Consider the following 14,826-nt stretch of genomic DNA (forward strand, 5'->3'; position numbering starts at 1 on the left):
CAGCAGCCCTACCTGCAGGGCTTCCTGCCGGTGCTCTACCTCTACCTGTACAAACTGTCCGGCGGCCTGCTCTTCCCCTCCGAGACCAACACTGGTCTGCTGTTCGTGACCAAGGACAACGTGGACCCGTACCAGACGACCAAGACCCGCTTCGAGGGCTCAGACACCGCGCAGAAGCTGGTCGAACGTTCAGGGGCCATCGGTCACGCCTCCTGAACGGGATCGGGCGGTGCGCGTCGCACCGCCCGAGACCACTCAGGACAGGAAGCTGCCGTAGGGGCCGTTGAGCATGCCGTTCTTCTGCGCCTGGCTGAAGGTGCAGTTCGGATAGCTGTAGAAGGACGCCGACATGCAGGTGCCGTCGGTGGAGGTGGAGTCGGGCAGCCCGAACGCGTGCCCCAGTTCGTGCACCATGCCGCCGTACCAGCGGTTCATCGGGCCGTTGATGCCCGCGGCGCCGTCGGCGTCGTGGCCGCTGAGGATCACCCACCCGTTGCCGCCGCCACCGCCGGCGCCCTCGCCTTCGGCGCTGATCTCGCCCACGTTGACCCAGCGGCGGTCCGGTGCGCCGAGCCCGAACTTACGGCGCAGCTCGGCCTGCATGTTGCACACCGACCACCAGTACTTGTCGCCGCAGTTCGGCGTGTTCTCATACCAGCTTCGGGGCTGGTCGCCGTTGACGACCTCGACGACCGGGTTGTTCAACGTGAACGTCCTGCCCAGTTGCTGCTTGAAGAAGCGCTGCGCCTCCAGCATGACCTTGGCTATGCCGTCCGGGTACCGCTGGTCGTAGGCCACGTCCGACGGCTTGAGCCAGTAGACCCGCACCGTGCCCGTGGGCGGGATGCCCGGCGTCGGCGTGGTGGTGGGGGTCACGGTCGGCGTGGGGACCACGCTGCCCGTGCAGGTGACGCCGTTGAGCGTGAAGCTGCCCGGCACGGGATTGCTGGAGTTGTTCCAGGTGCCGTTGAATCCGAACGAGGTGCCACCGTTCGTGGCCAGGGAGCCGTTCCAGCCCGCGTTGACGGCGGTCACCGTACTGCCGCTCTGTGTCACGCCGGCGTTCCAGGACTGGCTGATCGTCTGGCCGGCGCCGAAGGTCCAGCGCAGGGTCCAGCCGGTGAGTGGTTCGCCGAGGTTCTTGATCGCGACGTTGGCGCCGAAGCCGCCGGCCCACTGGTTGCCCACGGTGTAGGTGACCTGACAACCGGCCGCGGCGGCATGCGCCGTGACCGTGGTCGCCACCGCCACGCCGACCAGGCAGACGGCCAAGATCCACGCGACAAAGCCCCTGCGTAATCCTCGTTGACGCATCCGTCCTCCCGCCCGGCCGAAAATGGTAGCGTTAACATTGCGTAGGGTGCCCAACCGTCCGGTCGCTGTCAATAAGCGCGGGCAGAAGCCGCCACCGGCGTGGGAAAACGCTCCTGAGTCTCCGAAACTTTCATTGAACGCCCAGCTGGTCGCGGCGGCGGGTCAGGTAGGCGATCTCGGCGGTGTTGCCCGCCAGTTCGATGGCTTCGTCGTACGCCGCCCGCGACTCCCGCCCCCGGCCCAGCCGGCGCAGCAGGTCGGCGCGCGTCGCATGGTAGGCGTGGTAGCCGGCCAGCCTGTCCGCGAGGCGGTCCACGGTCGCCAGCGCCACTTCCGGGCCGTCGAGCTCGGCGACCGCGATGGCCCGGTTGAGTGCCACGATCGGCGAGGGGTCGAGGCGGATGAGCTGGTCGTAGAGGGCGACGACCTGCGACCAGGCGGTGTCGCGTACATCCCGGGCGGAGGTGTGCACGGCGTTGATCGCGGCGAGGATCTGGTAGCGACCCGGAGCCACCCCCGCGGCCAGGCGCTCGCGCACCAGCCGGTGCCCCTCGGCGACCAGCGCCGCGTCCCAGGCCCCACGGTCCTGCTCGGCGAGGGCGACCAGTTCGCCGCTCGCCGAGACCCGGGCGGTGCGGCGCGCCTCGGTGAGCAGCATCAGCGCCAGCAGCCCGGCCACCTCCCCGTCCTGCGGCATGAGGGCGCGGAGCAGGCGGCCGAGCCGGATCGCCTCGCCGGTCAGGTCGGGACGTACGGGATCGGTATCGGGGCCGGTCGCCAGGTAACCCTCGTTGAAGACGAGGAAGAGCACGGCGAGCACGCCGGAGACGCGCGCCGGGAGATCCTCCGCGGACGGCACCCGGTAAGGGATGCGAGCCGCCTTGATCTTGGCCTTCGCCCGGGTGATCCGCTGCCCCATGGCGGTCTCCTGCACCAGGAAGGCGCGGGCGATCTCGGCGACGGTCAGGCCGCCGACCAGGCGCAGCGTCAGCGCCACGCGGGTCTCCATGGCCAGCGCCGGGTGACAGCAGGTGAAGATCAGCCGGAGCCGGTCGTCGTCGATGGCGCCGGGAGGCTCGGGCGGATCGCCGTCGTACAACATCTGGGCCTCCTTCTGTTTGTCGCCGCGCCTGCTCTCGCGCCGGATCCGGTCGATGGCCTTGCGGTTGGCCGTGGTGGTCAGCCACGCGCCCGGGTTGGGTGGCACGCCGTCGGCGGGCCACCGTTCGACGGCGGTCGCGAACGCCTCGGCCGCCGCCTCCTCGGCGAGGTCGAGGTCGCCGAAACGCCTGCTCAGGGCGGCGACCACCCGCGCCCACTCCTGACGATGGATCTGGACGATCGCCTGCCGCACGTCTGCCACACTCACCCCTCCAGGAACGGCCGTACCTCGACCCGGCGATTGCAGGCCCTCGATCCCTCGGCCGCGAGCCTGAGCGCCACGTCGAGGTCGGGCGCCTCGATGACCCAGAAACCGGCGAGGTGCTCCTTGGACTCCAGGAAGGGCCCGTCGGTGAAGATCGCCTCCCCACCCCGGTTGTCGATGACGGTGGCCGAACTGGGCGAGGCGAGGCCGCCCGCGAACACCCAGTGCCCATCGGCCCGGAGCCGTTCGTTGTACGCGTGGATGTCGGCCATCTCGTCCGGGGTGCCGGAGGCGGTCCTGTCGTCGATCACAGATACCAGATACTGCATCTCGAATCATCTCCTGTATGTTCGGGGCGGCCCGGCCGTTTATGCGGCGTACTGCGGGCGCCCGGCCGGCCGGTAGACCTGGACCGTGATGCCGCCCGCGAAGGCTCGCGAGTCGACCAGGTCGAGCGCCAGGTCCGGGCCGGAGCCGGGGAACAGCCGGGTGCCCTGGCCGACGACCACGGGGTAGGTGAACAGGGTGATCTCATCGACCAGGTCGTGGTCGAGCAGCCAGCGGACCAGGTTGCCGCTGCCGTGCACCTGCAGCTCACCGGCCGGCGCGGCCTTCAGCTCCCGGACGGACGCCGCGACGTCGCCGTTCAACACCGTCGTGTCCGCCCATCGGGGTTCGGTGAGCGTGGTCGACGCCACGTACTTGGGCCGCCGATTCAAAGGTCCCGCGATGGGGCTGTCGTCGGGATCCGGCATCACTCCCCAGGAGCCGGCGAAGATCTCATAGGTGCGCCGGCCGAACAGGAACGCGTCGGCACGCTGGTAGATCTGGCCGAGGAACGTCTCGGCCTCGCCCTCGAACAGCGGCAGCGCCCAGCCGCCGCGCTCGAATCCACCCCTTCGGTCCTCGCCGTGCCCGCCGAGTCCCTGCATCACTCCGTCCACGGAGAGGTTCGTGACGGTCGTCAGTTTCATGATCGTGGTGCCCTTTCCGGCCTTGGGACGCCCCTCGTGGGCGCCGCTCACCCCTGCAACGAACACCGCTGTCCCGATCCGACACAACCTCGCGAAATTATTTGCTGCTACCGGTCCCGCGCCCCGAGGCTGGCTTCATCGGCCGCGGTACGGCCGGCCGCCCAGCCCTCTCGGTCCCAGGACGTGCGGACCGAGTGCGAGACCAGGTTCGGGAACATGCGCTCGACCGCCTGCTCCACCTCCTGTTCGCGGGCCGCCAGCACCGGCACCAGGTCGGTGCCCCGGCCGGCGCTCTCCTGCGCGACCGCGTCCGCCGTGGCCTCGGCCAGCCGTTCCCCGATCCTGGAGGCGAACGCCGACAGGAACGACTGGCGGAACGCCTTGTTCCTCGACCGGCCGGCGCCGTGCTTCTTGGTGCCCGAGTTCACCAGCGCGGTCTGCGCCTGCACCAGCAGCGAGGTGAACAGCACCTCCACCCAGGACAGGTCCGCCCAGAACCCCAGCACGGTGGCGAACCCCAGCTCCTTCGACCAGATCACCCGGCATCTGTTGGCCTCGGCGATGAGGTTGAGCAGCACGGCCTTGGGCTGCTCGTACGGCGCGTCGATGCCGACCCGGATACCCGCCGGGACCTCGGCTCCGCCCGGTCGCTCCGCCAGCATCGCCGCATCGATGCTGTACTTCGCCATCAGGCTCTGCGCCGCCGACGTGAACGTCTCCGCCTCCGCCTCGTACGGCGTGGACTCCGCCTTGGCCAGCAGCGCCCGCACCCGCGTGAACGTCTTCTCGCTCACCGCGTGCGGCCGTGCCCGGACCGCTGGGCGAGCGGCCCCTGGCCTCGGGCTCAACGACTCCAAACGGGGCAACCCGGTCAGCAACCCCAGCAGCTCCAGCGCACCGGAGACGGTCACCAGCCGGCCGGCCCCGTCACGTTCCTGCCGCGCCGCCAGGTAGCCGCCCTTCCACCACACCGCGGCCTCCAGGCCGGCGAGCTGGTCGCGCCAGCGATCGTCCACCGTGGCCGGCGCGTAGGCCCGCAACTCCCAGGCGATGAGGTCGGCCGCCGCCCGCCCGTGCCAGTCGGTCAGCCGCCTGGCCGCGATCCTGACCACGTCGGCCGGCTGCCAGCCGTCGCGCCACAACCCCGAGATCGCCCGGGTCACGGCCTCCACCAGCGCGTGGTCGGCGTCGTCCCGGTCGGCCAGGAAGGCGGCGGCGGAGTCGAAGGCCGCCTCATCCTCGCGGGTGAGGGCCTCCAGCGCCGTGCCGATCAGCTCGTTGGCCTTACTCATCCGTGCCGTCCGTCTCCATGGTTGGTAACAGTACGTACAGGGGGGCCGCCCTTCATCGTTCGCCCCCGGAAGGCTGGTTCAGCAGCACGCGGGCGGTCGCGACGTCAGTGATCAGGACGTTGACCCAGCCGCCGCTGATCGCCGCGCGGATGGCCGCGTGCTTGCGTTCGCCGCCGGCCATGCCGATGCGGCGCGGGATCGTACGCAGCACCTCCGCGTCGATGCCGACGACTCGGCTGTTCAGGTCGCTGTGGATCAGCTCGCCGGTGGCGTCGAAGTACCGCTGGCAGACGTCGCCGACGGCGTGGGCGGCGATCAGGTGGTCCTGGTCGGCGGCGGCGATCGCGTTGCCGCTGTCGCGCAACAACGGCGAGGGCTGCACGCTGCCGATGCCGACCAGCGCCATCGTCAGGCGCCGCCACTCCTCGGCCACCGACTGCATGGCCGCGTCCGTGACCAGGCTCTCACGGATCTCGGCGGAGCCCACCAGGCCCGGCGCCTGCACGTAGAGCGGTTCCGCGCCCACCAGTTCGGCGAGATGACTCAGCAGGCGATTGGCCTTGGCCTGCACCGCGCCCTCGCCGACGCCGCCGAGAAGCTGCACGACGCGGTCGGCGCCGGCCACCCGCAGCGGATGCAGCCGGTCCACGACGGACAGCAGCGTCTGGCTCCATGGGGAGATGCCGATCCGCTCGCCGCCGGCCAGGGTCGATTCGAGGTAGGCCGCCCCGGCTGAGCCGATGCCGGCGATGATCTCGGACTCGTCGCCCTCGACATCGACCACGACCGCCTCCCGCACCCCGTACCGGTCCTCCAGGGCCTGTTCCAGTGCCAGGTGCACGCCCTGGGAGACGACCACCACCGTTCTGACGATGCCGATCTCACCCGCCCGCTTCAGCAGCCTGGACACCTTCGTCTGGGAGATGTGCAGCGCGTCGGCGATGTCGGCCTGGCGGATGCCCTGTTCGTGGTACATGTGCGCGACCTTGGTGATCAGTCGCACCCGGCCGTCGGAGGCGGACCGGCCGGCTCCGCTCGCGTGCACAGCCATCAGTATCCGTCCCCTTCGCCGCCGCGGACTCCTGTCGCCCCAAATTGTCCATCCGGAAGGTGACTCCTCGCCCACGCCGGGCCCGAGTCACAGTGCACGCCGTGGTGCGCATAAAGCAGGCCGCGACTGCGTGTTTCGCACGGAACATGCAGTTCTCACCATTGACACACCTGCGGAGATCGGCCACTGTACGGGCAAGGCATTTATTCGCTACCGCATAAATATGCAATGGCGAGAGGCGGTCATGCGCCCATGCAAAGTGATCATCGACCCGGAGGCGCCCGTCCCGACCAAGGGAGATCCGACATGACTCACACGTCATACACCCGCCGGGGGTTCCTCGCCCTCTCGTCCGTCGCGGCCACCGGGCTCGCGGTCGGCGCCTGCACCGGCGCCTCGGTCGGCGGCGGCGCCACGACGGCCGCGCCGTCGAACAAGCTGCGCCTTTTCACCTACGAGGACGACGTGACCATCGGCACGCTGAAGGCCCAGATCCAGAAGTTCGACCAGCAAAATGGCACCACCACCACGGTCGACAGCCTGCCCGGCTCGGGCGCGGCCCAGTATCCCGACAAGTTGCGGACCGAGTTGCTGGGCGGCAGCGGTCCCGACATCTGGCGGATCTGGGGCGGGCAGATCGGCGCGCCGTTCGCGAAGGCGAAGCAGGCTGCCGACCTCGCGCCGTACTACCAGAAGTACGGCTGGGACTCCTCGATCAACACCGCGGCCATCCAGGGCATGACGTTCGACGGCGTCAAGGCGGGAGTGCCGTTCACGGCGCGCGGGATAGGTGCTTGGTACAACAAGAAACTGCTGGCCAAGGCCGGGATCGATGCGCCGCCCGGCACGTACGCCGAGCTTGAGAGGATGAACGAGCGGCTCGTCGCCGCCGGCATCACCCCGTGCGGGCTGGGCGGCAAGTACGGCTGGCACATCATGCGCCTGTTCGAGTACCTCCTGGAGCACACCGCCGGGCCGCAACTCCACGACCGGCTGCTGCTGGGGCAGGAGAGCTGGGACCGGCCCGAGGTCGTCGAGGCGTTCACCCTGTTCAAGAGGTGGCAGGACAACAAGTGGCTGCCCGAGGGCGCCCTGGGCCTGGATCCCGCGGACGTCGGCAACTGGTACGTACAGGGCAAGGTCGCCTACGACCTGGAGGGGCAGTGGTCGGAGACGGCCGCCATCCTCGCCGCGCGGAAGGATCCCAAGGACTTCGGGGTCTTCCAGCTTCCCACCGAGCAGTCCCCGGCCCGGCACTCCGGGTTCGTCGAGGGCTACATGATCAACGCCAGGTCGGGCAACAAGGACAAGGCCGCGGCCCTGCTCGACTTCCTGATGAAACCGGACAGCCAGCGGGCCATGCAGATCACCTCGTCCACCGTGAAGGGCGCCGAGGCCGATCCCGCCGAGTTGCCGCTGTCGGCGGCGTGGGACGAGAAGTACGGCGCGAGCCCCTTCTACACGATCCAGGACCAGGCCTTCCCCAAACAGCAGTCCGATCAGTACTTCAGCGTGCAGAGCGACCTGCTCCAGGGCAAGGTGACGCCGGCCGATGCGGCCGGGCGGATGCGGGAGATCGTCTCCGCCTGGGCCCGCAACTGACATGGGACGGCACCTGGCAACCGCCGCCCACAAGGGGAGATGGCGTCCCTGGACGTTCGCCCTTCCCGCGCTCGCGGTCTACCTGATCTTTCTCGTCTACCCGGCCGCGTCGTCCCTGTGGTTCAGCTTCACCGACTGGGACGGCCTCAGCCCGGCCTACAACGTCGTCGGCCTGGACAACTACGCGCGCATGCTCGGCGATCCCGTGGTGCTGACGGCGGCCGGGAACAACCTCCTGTGGTCGGTGGTCACGATCGTCGTGCCGGTGGCGCTCGGCCTGGCACTGGCGCTGCTGCTGAACGGCAAGGTGCGCGGCAAGCCCGTGCTGCGCCTGATCTTCTACGCACCCGGTGTGCTGCCGCTCGTGTCGATCGCCTCGATCTGGGGCTGGCTCTACAACCCCGAGCACGGCGCCATCAACTCCTTCCTGCAGCTCATCGGCCTGGACGGGCTGGCCCAGCCGTGGCTCGGGCAGGACTCGACCGCGCTGTGGGCCGTGATGGTGCCGGCGGTGTGGCTGCGGACGGGCTTCCCGATGTTGCTCTACCTCGCCGCCCTGCAGGGGATCCCCGGACAGTTGTACGAGGCGGCGCGGGTCGACGGGGCCAGCCGCTGGGAACAGTTCCGGCACGTCACCATGCCGGGACTGCGCTCGGCGCACTACATCGTGCTGGCGCTGTCCCTCATCGACTCCTTCAAGGTCTTCGACCTGGTCTACGCCATGACCTACGGCGGCCCCGGCACGGCCACCCAGGTGATGGGCACCTGGATGTACGCCAACGTCTTCCAGTACTACCAAACCGGATACGGCACGGCCATCGCCGTCGTGATCACGCTGGTGGCGGTCGCGGTCGGCATCCCGTACGTGCGCTCCCAGACCAGGCAGCGTGCGACATGACCTCGACCACCTCCGCCACCTCCGCACCGGCGACGCGGGCCGCCGCCCCGGCACGACCACCGGCCAAGAAGAAGAGCAGGGGCGGCCTCGCCCTGACCGTCGTGCTGGCCGCGGCGGCCGTCTTCTGGATCTCCCCTCTGGCGCTGCTCGTCGTGACCGCGCTCCGGCCGCTCGCCGACTTCGTCGGCAACGGGCCGCTGTCCTGGCCGGCCGCGTTCACCTGGGAGAACTTCGCCGACGCCTGGGACATCGGCAACTTCGCCACCACGTACGGCAACAGCGCCCTGCTGCTGATACTCAAGGTGCCGCTCGGCGTGCTGATCTCGGCGATGCTCGGATTCGCCCTGGCGAAGTTGCGGATGAAGTTCAGCCGGACCGTGATGTTCACGGTCTTCCTCGGGCTGACGATCCCCATCTACATCACGATCGTGCCGGTGTTCGTCATGATGAAGACCGCCGGCGCGACCGACAGCGTCCTCGGCCTGATCGGCCCGTACCTCGCCTTCGGCATCCCGTTCGAGGTGCTCGTCCTGCAGTCGTTCTTCCGGCAACTCCCGGACGAGATCGTCGAGGCGGCCCGGGTGGACGGGGCCGGCGACTGGCGGATCTTCTGGCGGATCGTGCTGCCGCTGTCCGCGCCCGCTCTGGTCACGGTGCTGATCCTGGACGCCGTCGCGACGTGGAACGAGTTCCTGTTCGCCTTGATCCTGTTGAACTCCGACGCCAACAAGACCCTGCCCGTCGGGCTGCTCAACTTCCAGGGCCAGTTCTCCAACAACAACACCGGGCTGGCCGCGGGGATCCTCATCGCGGTCGTGCCGATCCTCATCGCGTACACGCTGCTGCAACGGTGGATCGTCGCCGGCCTGACCGCCGGCGCCACCAAGGGGTAAGGAGTGATGACCATGCCTGCCTTCGGCACCGGGAGACGGACCGCGACGTTACTGAGCCGCCTGCTGATCTACACGCTCACCGTCGCTGTCACCATCACCGCCGCGCCGCCCGCCTTGGCCGACGACCTCCGCCATGGCGAGCACAAGCCGCGCGTCATCCTCATGCACGATCCCGAACTGGACGACCAGAACACCCTCATCCGCTACCTGCTCTACAGCAACGAGTTCGACACCGAAGCGCTCATGTACACGAGCAGCGGCGTCCATTGGGCGGGCGACGGCAAGGGCACCACCTGGTTCGTCCCCGGCCGCGAGTACGACCGGATCGGCCGCGACATCTGCCCGTGCACCTCCTGGCGGTGGAAGCCCGGCGAACGTTTCATCCACGAGGCCGTCGATCTGTACGCGCGGGCGTACCCGAACCTGCGGGCGCACGCCAAGGGGTACCCGAGCCCCGGCGAGCTGAAGGCGAAGATCCTCAACGGCAACATCGAGTTCGACGGCGACATCTCCAAGGACTCGCCCGGCTCCGACCTCATCAGAGGCAAGCTCCTCGACAACGAGCCCGGCCCCCTGTACCTGCTCACCGGCGCGGGTCAGAGCACCATCGCCCGCGCTCTGAAATCCATCAAGGACCGATACGAGAACACGTCGCAATGGCCGGCGATCCAGCGGAAGGTGTCGCGGAAGGCGATCATCCAGTCCTGGGGCGACCAGGACGACACCTACGCCAAGTACATCGCACCCAACTGGCCGGACATCGAGTTCCGTCAGATGGCCACCACCATCTGGGGCTACGGCGCCCGCCGGGCCGTCCTGCCTCAGGACGCCGAACTGCTGTCCGCCGCCTGGACCAGGGCGAACGTGTCCGATACCGGCCCGTTCGGGCCCTTCTACCGGGTGTGGGGCGACGGCAAGCAGATGGTGCCCGGCGACATCTTCGACTTCTTCGGCTTCTCCGGCCTGACTGTCGAACAACTCGAAGAGAGGGGTTATGTCGTGTGGACGTCCCTTCAGGAGAAGGGATCGTGGATCTCGGAAGGCGACACCTCGATCTTCATGAACCTCATCGGGAACGGCCTGCGCGCCGGCACCGACGCGAGCTGGGGCGGCTGGGGCGGCCGCGCCGGAACCGACATCGCCCCCGACGGCACCGCGTCCACCGACTATCCGTCCACCCGCTGGTTCCGCTCCGCCCAGCACGACTTCGCCGCCCGGCTGAAGTGGACCACCACCTCCCGGTACGCGGCGGCCGGCCACGCGCCGGACGTCAGCGTCTCCGGACGGCTCGACCGTGACGTCCGCCCGGGCCAGACGGTGACACTCAACGGACACGTCACCGACCCCGACCGCGACGCCGTCACCTCCAGGTGGTGGCAGTACACCGACGCCGACACCTACCCGGGCACCGTCGAACCGACCCGGAGCGGCCCCGCCCGGGTGCGGCTCCGGATCCCGCACGACGCGGCGACCGGCCAGACCATCCACCTCATCCTGCAAGCGACCGACGACGGCACCCCGGCCCTCACCTCCTACCAGCGCGCGGTGCTGACCGTACGCCGCTGACCACGCCGCTGCCGTGGCGGCGGATCCTCCGGTGATGTTTCTGCCGCCCTTGACTTTGTCGCAACCTATGTCGCACCATGCTGATACATAGGTTGCGACAAAGGAGGCGCTGACACCATGGCCCGTGAACCGTTACCGGACGCCGACCCGCCGCCCCACGCCCCCGATCTGCGGCCGGCAAGCGCCTGGCTGGCCCGGCACGACCTCGCCGGCGCCCGCCCGACCCCGTTGCTGGCCGGTCGGTTGGTGGCCCGGGAGCGTGCCCGCATCGTCGCCGCGCTCATCGCGGCGGCGCTGATCATCGCGGCCTCGCTCGCCGCCGCATCCACCTTCGGTGGCTTCCGGCCGTATCGCACGTTGTCGCTGCTTGTCCTGACCGTGCTGGTCGCCGGGTTGGTGACGGCGCAGTTGCTGCTCGACCGATGGGTGCGACGCGTTGACCAGCGGGCGGGCGCGGAGTTGTCCCGCAGGGCCGCCCACCCGATCCAGCCCGGCTGGCGAGCCGTGCTCGGCCCGGCGTACGCCGTCTACGCGTTCGCCACGTTCGCCGGCGCGATGGCGCTGGTCGGAAGCGCCCTGGCCGTTCCCGATCCCACCGTGCGGCAGTTGGCCGTCGTCCTGCTGATCGGTCTGCTCGGCGCGACCGCCATCAACGTCGTTCAGCTGCGCCACCTGCTGCGGCGCCCGGTCGTCGCGGAGGACGAGGAATCGCTGACCGTCGACGTCATCATGCGCGTCGAGGACGCCCGTGACCTGACCATGCCGAACGTGCAGTTGTCGCTGCCCATGGTGCTGGTGTTCGGCGCGGCGCCCGTCTGGTGGGGAGCGGCCGCGGTCGCCTACCTGCTTCTGTGCCTGTTCGCGTACATCCTGCTCCGGGTCAGGACGCCGCCGAGCGTTACGGTGGCCCGGCGGGCCATGAGCCTGCGATGATCATCATCGACGCGGCGTCGCCGGTGCCGCCGTTCGAGCAGTTGCGAGCCCAGCTCGCCCGGCAGATCCAGGACCGCACGCTGGCCGTGGGCGCCCGGCTGCCGACCATCCGCCACCTCGCGGCCGACCTCGGCCTGGCCGTCAACACGGTGGGCCGGGCCTACCGTGAGCTGGAGGAGGCGGGGCTGATCGAGACGCGCGGGCGGGCGGGCTCGTTCGTGTCGGCCGCCGGAGAAGTGGGCCGGGAGCGGGCCCGCCGGGCCGCGGCCGACTACGCGGCCGTGATCGCCAGCGTCGGCATCGACGCGGGCGAGGCGATCCGGATCGTACAGGCGGCCCTGGCGTCCGGCCCGGCCTCGTCATGATCACGCGGGTGTGGCTGAGGCCGGACGGGGGAGGCGGGGACCGGTTCCGCTCTGCGCGAAGCAGGCAGAACTCGACCGTGCTGTCTACCTATGGTGTGGAGCATGGCCTCCTCTCTGTCGCCCTCGTCCCTCCCTCCGCTGCGTCCGGCGATCGATCGGACCACCCTCAAGCCCTCGCCCTCCCCGGCTCGTGAGCCGCTGTGGCGGCAGGTGCTCGGTGAGTGCCTGAGGGACCTGCGTCACGAGCGGGGCGAGAAGTTGAGTGAGACGGCGAGCCGCGCCGGAGTCTCGCCGCAATACCTCTCCGAGATGGAACGAGGCGTCAAGGAGCCGTCGAGCGAGATGATCGCCGCGGTCGCCGGCGCGCTGGACGTGACCCTGGTCGATCTGACCCTTGCCGTCGCGGAGAACCTGCGCTCCGCTCAGTCCGGCCTGGCCAGGGGTGCTACCTGCTCGGCGGCGTACGCCCTGGCCGCGTAGCGCGGCCTGCCGGGGTTGTATGCGGGTCTATGAGTGCTCCTCGATGATCTGGTCGAGGAGCCCGTACTCCAGGGCCGCGGCCGCGGTGAACACCCGGTCGTGATCGGTGTCGGCGCGCAGGGTCTCGATGCTCTGGCCGGTGTGCCGTGACAGGATGCGCTCGATGTCCGCCCGGACGCGTACGACCTCGTCGGCCTGCAGGATGAGGTCGGGGATCGTGCCGCGCCCCTGAGCGGCCGGCTGGTGCAGGATCACGCGTGCGTGGGGGAGAGCGGCACGCTTTCCCTCGGCGCCCGCGGCGAGCAGGACGGCGCCCACCGCGACGGCCTGTCCCACGCAGGTCGTCGAAACCCGCGGGCGGATGTGGCGCATGGTGTCGTAGATCGCGAGCATCGCGCTCGGGTCGCCGCCCTCGCAGTTGATATAGAACTGAATTTCCGCGTCGGGGTTGTCCGACTCCAGAAAAATCAGCTGCGCGATGAGCGCGTTGGCGACGCCCGCGTCGATCGCGGTGCCCAGATAGACGATTCGCTCGGTGAGCAGGTGCGAGTAGACATCCATGATCCGCTCGCCACGGGGATTCTGCGCGATGACGTTCGGGATTGTATAGGTGCTCACAGTCCGACTCCTTGGGTGACGCCGAATCCGGGGCGCGGGCGATGGTGTGGCGCGATGTCGCCGAAGTTCTGCACGATGGCGTCAATGAAGCCGTAGTCGAGTGCCTCCTGCGCGGTGTACCAACGGTCGTGCAGGGAATCCTCGAATATGCGCTCGACGGTCTGGCCCGTGTCCTCGGCGATGAGGCCGAGCACCGTGTCGCGGGTGTGCCGGAGGTCGCCGGCCTGCAGTTCGATGTCGACCGCGGTGCCACCGATTCCCGCCGAGCCCTGGTGCATCAGGACGCGTGAGTGCGGCAGTGCGCGACGCTTGCCTTTGGTTCCCGACGACAGCAGGAATTGCCCGGCGCTGTAGGCGATGCCCAGCACGAGGGTCGATACGTCACAGGGAATGAGGCGAATGACGTCGCGGATCGCCAGCATCGAGGGAACCGAGCCGCCCGGGGAGTGAATCCACAAGGCGATGTCGGTCGACGCGTCCAGGGTGGCGAGCGCCATCAGTTGCGTCGCCAGCAGCGTGCCATTGTCGTCGTCGAGAGGGCCGTCGAGAACGAGAACGCGCTGCTCGTAAAGCTCTCTTCTCGCCCGCTCGTTGAACAGCGGAAGTTTCGATTCTTCGCTCATGCGTCCATCATGTGAGGCCGTTCGGACCGGAGTCGACACGATCCGCCTGCGGCAGATCTGCTCTGAGCAGCGTGGCCTTCTGCGCAGGGGTGACTCGGATTCCGTCCGAGGCCCCTCGGCCGTGGCGGACGGAAGCGATCTGCGGCGTCCCGCGGAGGTCAGGTGGCGATGGCGTTGGACTCCATGTCGGCGACCGTCCACTCCTCGACCTCATCCAGGTGCACGGCCGCGGCGTGCTGGGCCGACGCCACGTCGCGGGCGGCCATGGCGTCGAGGATCTCCAGGTGGCGGTGGGAGGATCCCTTGGTCCTGTGCGGCCCGGTGGCGCCGAGCACGCGCAGCCAGGCCACGAACGGCTCGACCGAGCCGCGCGCCTTGATCAGCCGGCTGTTGCCGGTCGCGGCCACGATCTCCCGGTGGATGCGCATGTCACTGATGAAGAAGGGGTCGTAGTCGCCCTTGTCGATGGCGGCGAGCGCCTCGACCGCCTCGGCGCGCAGGTCGGCGATCTGCGCCTCGGACATCAGGGTCGCGGCGATGCCGGTGGCCACCCACTCGATCCCCTTGCGCAGCTGGCAGACCTCGCGCACATCGGTGACGCCCGGCCGGGCGACGAAGGTGCCGGAGCGCGGCCGGGTCTCGATGAGCTGGTCGTGTTCGAGGCGGGCCAGCGCGTCCCGCACCGGGGTACGGGACACGCCGAATTCCTCGGCAACCGCCTGGGGGTCCAGCCGTGAGCCCGGCTCGAAGACGCCGGTCGTGATGCGCTCGCTGAGTATCCGGTAGAGCTGGTCGGCGATGGAGTCGACGACCAGGGACGACCTGCCGGACGGACGCGCGGGCATGGTCAT

16 protein-coding genes and 1 pseudogene are annotated in these 14,826 nt (G+C 69.3%); 8 read left to right on the plus strand and 9 right to left on the minus strand.

Translation table 11 applies throughout. From position 1 onward, the window contains the following. Positions 1 to 216, plus strand: a pseudogene (locus tag AB0I81_RS25115) (hypothetical protein); the annotation flags it as partial. 39 nt (positions 217 to 255) lie between these two features. Here the strand turns inward: AB0I81_RS25115 and AB0I81_RS25120 are convergent. The 6 genes from AB0I81_RS25120 to AB0I81_RS25145 all read right to left on the minus strand — a co-directional run bounded on the left by AB0I81_RS25120 (position 256) and on the right by AB0I81_RS25145 (position 5,997). Continuing rightward, complete coding sequence (locus AB0I81_RS25120; protein WP_360660735.1) at positions 256 to 1,314, minus strand: cellulose-binding domain-containing protein; 1,059 nt, start codon at positions 1,312 to 1,314, stop codon at positions 256 to 258. 130 nt (positions 1,315 to 1,444) lie between these two features. Beyond that, the gene (locus tag AB0I81_RS25125) at positions 1,445 to 2,677 is read right to left on the minus strand and encodes a DUF6596 domain-containing protein (protein WP_360660738.1); all 1,233 of its coding nucleotides are present in this window, start codon (positions 2,675 to 2,677) and stop codon (positions 1,445 to 1,447) included. Positions 2,678 to 2,679: 2 nt separating this feature from the next. After that, positions 2,680 to 3,009: a YciI family protein gene (locus AB0I81_RS25130; RefSeq protein ID WP_360660740.1), complete on the minus strand. Its 330-nt coding sequence runs from the start codon at positions 3,007 to 3,009 to the stop codon at positions 2,680 to 2,682. 39 nt (positions 3,010 to 3,048) lie between these two features. Further along, positions 3,049 to 3,705 (minus strand): dihydrofolate reductase family protein, encoded by a 657-nt coding sequence (locus AB0I81_RS25135; protein ID WP_360660743.1) that lies wholly within the window; start codon positions 3,703 to 3,705, stop codon positions 3,049 to 3,051. Between the two features lie 56 nt (positions 3,706 to 3,761). Further along, positions 3,762 to 4,946, minus strand: coding sequence for a DUF2786 domain-containing protein (locus tag AB0I81_RS25140; RefSeq protein ID WP_360660746.1), 1,185 nt, complete (start codon positions 4,944 to 4,946; stop codon positions 3,762 to 3,764). Positions 4,947 to 4,998: 52 nt separating this feature from the next. Further along, complete coding sequence (locus AB0I81_RS25145; RefSeq protein ID WP_360660748.1) at positions 4,999 to 5,997, minus strand: sugar-binding transcriptional regulator; 999 nt, start codon at positions 5,995 to 5,997, stop codon at positions 4,999 to 5,001. Between the two features lie 306 nt (positions 5,998 to 6,303). Between AB0I81_RS25145 and AB0I81_RS25150 the strand changes: the two genes are divergently transcribed. From AB0I81_RS25150 to AB0I81_RS25180, 7 genes are all read left to right on the plus strand, one after another. Next, positions 6,304 to 7,599, plus strand: coding sequence for an extracellular solute-binding protein (locus AB0I81_RS25150; protein ID WP_360660751.1), 1,296 nt, complete (start codon positions 6,304 to 6,306; stop codon positions 7,597 to 7,599). A 1-nt stretch (position 7,600) separates the two neighbouring features. Then, on the plus strand, positions 7,601 to 8,497 hold the full coding sequence (locus AB0I81_RS25155) for a sugar ABC transporter permease (RefSeq protein ID WP_360660754.1): 897 nt from the start codon (positions 7,601 to 7,603) through the stop codon (positions 8,495 to 8,497). Next, entirely contained in the window at positions 8,494 to 9,390 is an 897-nt protein-coding gene (locus AB0I81_RS25160) for a carbohydrate ABC transporter permease (RefSeq protein WP_360660757.1), read from the plus strand. The genes AB0I81_RS25155 and AB0I81_RS25160 overlap by 4 nt, the downstream gene beginning before the upstream one ends. Before the next feature lie 6 nt (positions 9,391 to 9,396). Next, positions 9,397 to 10,956 carry a nucleoside hydrolase-like domain-containing protein gene (locus AB0I81_RS25165; RefSeq protein WP_360660760.1) on the plus strand — a complete coding sequence of 520 codons (1,560 nt, stop codon included), beginning with the start codon at positions 9,397 to 9,399 and terminating at the stop codon, positions 10,954 to 10,956. Positions 10,957 to 11,073: 117 nt separating this feature from the next. Next, positions 11,074 to 11,889: a hypothetical protein gene (locus AB0I81_RS25170; protein WP_360660763.1), complete on the plus strand. Its 816-nt coding sequence runs from the start codon at positions 11,074 to 11,076 to the stop codon at positions 11,887 to 11,889. Further along, a complete protein-coding gene (locus AB0I81_RS25175) occupies positions 11,886 to 12,254 on the plus strand; it encodes a GntR family transcriptional regulator (RefSeq protein ID WP_360660766.1) in 369 nt (122 codons plus the stop codon). The genes AB0I81_RS25170 and AB0I81_RS25175 overlap by 4 nt, the downstream gene beginning before the upstream one ends. 102 nt (positions 12,255 to 12,356) lie before the next feature. After that, positions 12,357 to 12,734 (plus strand): helix-turn-helix transcriptional regulator, encoded by a 378-nt coding sequence (locus tag AB0I81_RS25180; RefSeq protein WP_360660769.1) that lies wholly within the window; start codon positions 12,357 to 12,359, stop codon positions 12,732 to 12,734. 27 nt (positions 12,735 to 12,761) lie between these two features. Here the strand turns inward: AB0I81_RS25180 and AB0I81_RS25185 are convergent, their stop codons facing one another. From AB0I81_RS25185 to AB0I81_RS25195, 3 genes are all read right to left on the minus strand, one after another. After that, complete coding sequence (locus AB0I81_RS25185; protein ID WP_360660772.1) at positions 12,762 to 13,352, minus strand: ATP-dependent Clp protease proteolytic subunit; 591 nt, start codon at positions 13,350 to 13,352, stop codon at positions 12,762 to 12,764. Beyond that, positions 13,349 to 13,975 (minus strand): ATP-dependent Clp protease proteolytic subunit, encoded by a 627-nt coding sequence (locus AB0I81_RS25190; protein WP_360660775.1) that lies wholly within the window; start codon positions 13,973 to 13,975, stop codon positions 13,349 to 13,351. Before AB0I81_RS25190 ends, AB0I81_RS25185 begins: the two co-directional genes overlap by 4 nt. Before the next feature lie 158 nt (positions 13,976 to 14,133). Next, positions 14,134 to 14,826 (minus strand): GntR family transcriptional regulator, encoded by a 693-nt coding sequence (locus tag AB0I81_RS25195; RefSeq protein WP_360660777.1) that lies wholly within the window; start codon positions 14,824 to 14,826, stop codon positions 14,134 to 14,136.

Origin of the sequence: Nonomuraea sp. NPDC050404, from assembly GCF_040655495.1 — a bacterium.
Taxonomy (GTDB): domain Bacteria; phylum Actinomycetota; class Actinomycetes; order Streptosporangiales; family Streptosporangiaceae; genus Nonomuraea.